The sequence below is a fragment of the Micromonospora sp. 4G55 genome, assembly GCF_016803375.1.
Genome location: NZ_JAEVHN010000482.1, coordinates 1 through 4891, shown reverse-complemented (window position 1 = coordinate 4891; position 4891 = coordinate 1). Strand labels below are relative to the sequence as shown.

Genomic DNA, 4891 nt, shown 5'->3' with positions numbered 1-4891 from the left:
GCGGGACTCAGCCCGACGTCCCGGGTCAGGTAGAGGGGCGCGCCGGCCAGCCAGAGCCCCGAGCCGACGGTGTTGGCGAGGTGGCCAGGGCCAGGGTGCGCAGCCGGCCGGGCGGCGGCAGTGGCGACCAGCGCGGGCGGGCGATCATCCGGTCAACCGTAGGACCCGGCCGTCGCCTGCGGCGGCCCCGACGTGGGCGACGCCGGTCATATCCACCGCCACCTTATGACGATTCCACCGCCACCTTATGACGATTCCGGTATTCCACAGATGCCCATCGATACATCTAGCATCAATGAACATCTATCGATGGGAGGTCGGATGTTCCGACGACACAATCTTCCGCGTACGGCGGGTGCCCTGCTCGCGATGGTGCTGGCGGCGCTCGGCCTGGTGGCGGTCGAGGCGACCGCGGCCTCGGCGGCCGTCCGGACCGTCTACTACGACGCCAGTCGGGCCGGCGAGTTCCGCACCAACTTCGACCAGGCCGCCACGATCTGGAACAGCTCGGTGAGCACCGTGCGGCTCGCGCCGCGCACCCCCGGCAACGTCACCATCTACGTCGACGACGGCTGGCCCCGGGCGCAGCCGACCGGGCTCGGCTCCGGCCGGGTGTGGATGGGCTGGCAGGCGGTGAACCAGGGGTACGACCGGACCCGGATCGCCACCCACGAGATGGGCCACATCCTCGGCCTGCCCGACCGGCGTACCGGGCTCTGCTCCGACCTGATGTCCGGCAGCAGCGCGCCGGTGTCCTGCCGGAACGCGTACCCGAGCGCCGCCGAGGCGTCCCGGGTGAACTCGCTGTTCGGCGGCACGCTCACCGCGCCCACCACCGGGGTCAGCTACACCTGGACCGGCGCCGAGGACCCCGGGCCGTTCGTGGTCGGTGGCCGCCCGGCCAGCGAGAACTACCGTGGATGGTCTACGTCTCCGGCTGCACCGGGACGCTGATCAAGGCGAACTGGGCGGTCACCGCCCGGCACTGCTCGACCCCGTCGTCGGTGCGGGTGGGCAGCGTCAACCGCACCACCGGCGGGACCGTGGTCCGGGTGACCAGGGCGGTGAGCCACCCGTCCGTGGACGTCAAGCTGCTGCAACTGGCCAGCTCGGTCAGCTACGCCCCGGCGCCGATCCCGGGCACCTCCGGCGCCGTCGGCACGGCCACCCGGATCATCGGCTGGGGGCAGACCTGCCCGCAGCGGGGCTGCGGCTCCGCGCCCGCGGTCGCCAACGAGCTCGACACCTCCATCGTCGCGGACAGCCGGTGCAGCGGCATCAACGCGACGTACGAGATCTGCACCAACAACACGAACGGCAACTCGGGCGCCTGCTACGGCGACTCCGGCGGCCCGCAGGTGCGGCGGATCAACGGGGTGTGGAACCTGATCGGCGCCACCAGCCGGGCCGGGAACAACAACCCCACCTGCGCCACCGGCCCGTCCATCTACGTCGACCTGCCGTCGATCCGTTCCTGGATCAGCACCCAGGTGGGCGGCCTGCCCGTCTGAGCACGACCCGTACACCCGGGGCGTCCGTTCCTTCCGCAACGGGCGCGGACGCCCACCCGGGCCGCCGTGACCGCCGCCGTTTCCCGGAGGCGGTCGCGGCGGCCCGGTCCGGTCGGTGTGACGCCACCCGTCCGGGGTGGGCGTGGCGGTCCGGGCCGGGGGCGTGACCGCTGACGGGTCGGCCGGGCGCCCCGAAATTCGGTGGTCGGCACGGCACCACGGGTGGTTGGGTCTGGGCCGTGGAGCGGATCAGAACGGCCCGGACGGACGAACTCGCCGACCTGCAACGGATCGAGGTGGCCTCCGGGGCGCCGTTCCGGGAGATCGGCATGGTCGACATCGCCGACGCGCCGCCGCTCGACCTGGACGTGCTCGGCGAGGGCCAGCGGGCCGGTCGGGTCTGGGTGGCGGTCGGGCCGGACGACCAGCCGATCGCCTTCGCCGTGGCGCACCTGGTCGACGACTGCGCCCACGTCCAGCAGATCAGCGTCCACCCCACCCACGCCCGCCGGGGCGTCGGCCGGCGGCTGCTCGACCACGTTGCCGGCTGGGCGGGTCAGCGGGGCCTGCCGGCGCTGACCCTGACCACCTTCCGCAGCGTGCCGTGGAACGCGCCGTACTACGCCCGCTGCGGGTTCGTCGCGTTGCCAGCGGCGCAGGTCGGCCCCGGCCTGGCGGAAGTGCTGGCGGCCGAGGCGGCGCTGGGCCTCGACATGACCGACCGGGTCGCGATGCGCCGGGCGACGCGCTAGCGGTTGCCGCCGCTGGCCGACGCCTCACTCCGGCCCCGATTGCCGGCAGTTTCCCGGAAAGAGTGGCCTTCCGGAGGCGGGAGGCCACTCTTTCCGTGAACGTGCGCGGATCTTGACCGGCGCGCGGGGCGTCGGGATGGGGTCAGGACAGGGTGCAGGCGGCGCCGTTGAGGGTGATCAGGTTGGGGGTGGGGTTGGCGAGGGTGCCGGCCTTGCCGAGGAGGCCGAAGGTGACGCTGCCGCCCGGCGGGATCTTCCCGTTGTACGCCAGGTTCCGAGCCGTCACGGTGGCCCCGGACTGGCTGACCTGGGCCGTCCACGCCTGCTCGACCTTCTGGTCGCCCGTGAAGGCGTACCGGACGGTCCAGCCGTTCACCGCGCTCGTGCCGGTGTTGCGGATGGTCAGCTGGGTGTTGAAGCCGTCCGGCCAGGCGCCGTGCACCTGGTACGTGGCGGCGCAGCGCTGCGCGGGCACCGCCCCGGCGTCGCCCTGGTCGGCGAGGAACGAGGCGAGCCAGGCCAGCGCCGAGTTCCAGTTGATCGCCACCTCGTTGGTCGCGTACGAGTTGATGTCGTCGACGTAGCAGAACATCGGCTTGCAGCCGGCGAGCAGCTGCGCGGCGTACGGGTCCTGGAGGGCGGCGTTCGGGCCGCCGGCCAGCGAACCGGCCGGCGGGTTCGGCAGGTTCGCATCCAGCTGGTGGGCGAAGATCCGACTGTGCTGGTTGCGGGCGTGCTGCTCGCCCCAGCCGGTCACGTACGACATGTTGAGCGCGTTGCGGCCGAGCAGGTAGTCCGTCGCCTGCACCGCCCCGTCCCGGTAGGTCGCGTTCCGGGTCAGGTCGAAGGCGGTGGCCAGCACGACCGCGTTGTTGACGACGTTGCTGTTGCTGCCCCACACGTAGCTGCCGGCGTCCGCGGGCAGCGGCAGGCCGTACGCCTGGGCGCGCAGCGCCGCCAGGTACCGGCCGGCGGCCTCGGTCACCGAGGCGCGGATCCGGGCCTTCTCGGCGGCCGGCAGGCCGTTCGGCACGGTGGCCAGGTCGAGGCGGCCGAGGGCGGCCACGCTCTGCCAGCCGAAGGCCCCGCCGGCGGCGAAGACGTCGCCGGTGTGGTGCGGCGAGGCGGTCAGGTCGTCCAGGTAGCTCTTCTTCCCGGTGGTCAGGTACAGCTCGACCGCCGCCCAGTAGAACTCGTCGGTGACGGTGGTGTCGTCGTACGCCCCGCCGCCGGTGCCGTCGGCCGCGCTGGCGTAGCTCGCCGGGTGCGCCTGGGCGGCGCGTACGCGGTCCTCGCGGCGGTGCCGCAGCGGGCGGCGAAGGCCGCGTCGTAGGGGGCGAAGAGGCGGGCGCACTGGGCGGCGACGGCGGCCAGGTTGAGGGTGGCCGCGGTGGACGGCGGGTGCAGTTCGCGCGGCTGCGGGTCCTCGTGCGGGGCCAGCGGCAACCCGGTCCAGTTCCGGTCGTGGATCTTGTGGTGGGCCATCCCGGCGAGCGGCCGCCGGCCGGCACCTGCATGCGCAGCAGGAACTCGAGTTCCCAGCGGGCCTCGTCGAGCACGTCGGGGACGCCGTTGCCGCGCTCGGGCACCCGCAGGGTCGCGTCGCCCAGCGCCGCGCCGCCGTCGGCGGTCTCCGCCGTCTTGGTCCGCTCGAAGGTGTTCAGCAGCTGGTAGGTGGCGATGCCGCCGTTGACCACGTACTTGCCGTGGTCGCCGGCGTCGTACCAGCCGCCGCGCACGTCCAGGGAGTAGTCGCAGACGCCGGGCTGGCAGGGCACCTCGGTGTCGCCCTGGTTGGGCGCGACGCCGACGTGGCCGGCCGGGCGGGCGTACTCGGCGCCGATCAGGTCGCCGTCGATCGGGGTGCCGCTGCGCTGGGCGTAGAAGAACTGGAGGGAGTCGGCGCGCAGCCGGTCGTAGAGGTCGCCGGAGATGTCGAACGGGTGGCTGGTCTCGCCGTCGGCGACCAGCGTGTAGCCGGTGCCCGGCGTGCGGTACGCGGAGAAGTCGACGGTCTGCACGTGCTGCCCGGAGGCGGCGTCCATCCCGCGCGGGGTGCTCTCGCCGCTGGCCACCACCGCGCCGGCGGCGGACCGCAGCTCCCAGCGCAGCGGGTCGGTCGCCTCGGTCACCACGGTGGCGTTCTTCGGCCCGCCCGGCAGGTAGCCGACCTGGTTGACCCGGACCCGGGGGCCGGTGTCCGGCTGGTAGGGCGGGGCCGCCTCGCCGCCGCGCAGCGAGACGTTGTCGAGGCAGATCCGCTGCTCGGCGGGGGACCCGCCGACCTGGAAGATCAGCTGCGCGGCGGGGTTGTCGTCGGGCACGGTGAAGGTCTGCTCGACGCGGGTGCTCTCGGGGCCGGCGGTGGCGCTCACGGCTGCGTACGTGGTGTAGGGGGCGCTGCCGAGCTGGAGGACGGCCTTGATGGCGGCGCCGGGGCTGGCGGAGACGTCGAAGCCGAGCCGGTACTCCGCGCCGGCGTTGAGCCGTACGCCGTCCTGGCCGATGCCGGCGTCCCAGGGGTTGGCCGACCCGCCGGGGACGGTGGTGCAGAGTCGGCCGTCGGCCGCGTCCAGCGCGCCGGTGCCGTAGGAGAACCGAGGGGAGGACACCGGCGCTGAAGTCGCC

The 4891-nt window shown here is 73.6% G+C and carries 1 protein-coding gene and 3 pseudogenes; 3 read left to right on the top strand and 1 reads right to left on the bottom strand.

Annotated elements, in window-relative coordinates; all coding sequences use genetic code 11:
* Nucleotides 1-225: 225 nt before the first annotated feature.
* The 3 genes and pseudogenes from JNW89_RS27870 to JNW89_RS27860 form a co-directional block, all read left to right on the top strand.
* Nucleotides 226-750 (top strand): annotated as a pseudogene (locus tag JNW89_RS27870) (snapalysin family zinc-dependent metalloprotease); the annotation flags it as partial.
* Nucleotides 751-795: 45 nt separating this feature from the next.
* Nucleotides 796-1511 (top strand): annotated as a pseudogene (locus JNW89_RS27865) (trypsin-like serine protease).
* Nucleotides 1512-1750: 239 nt separating this feature from the next.
* Nucleotides 1751-2263: a GNAT family N-acetyltransferase gene (locus JNW89_RS27860; RefSeq protein ID WP_238451333.1), complete on the top strand. Its 513-nt coding sequence runs from the start codon at nt 1751-1753 to the stop codon at nt 2261-2263.
* Between the two features lie 142 nt (nt 2264-2405).
* On the opposite strand, the pseudogene JNW89_RS37845 reads toward JNW89_RS27860, so the two are convergent.
* Nucleotides 2406-4891, bottom strand: a pseudogene (locus JNW89_RS37845) (glycoside hydrolase family 9 protein); the annotation flags it as partial.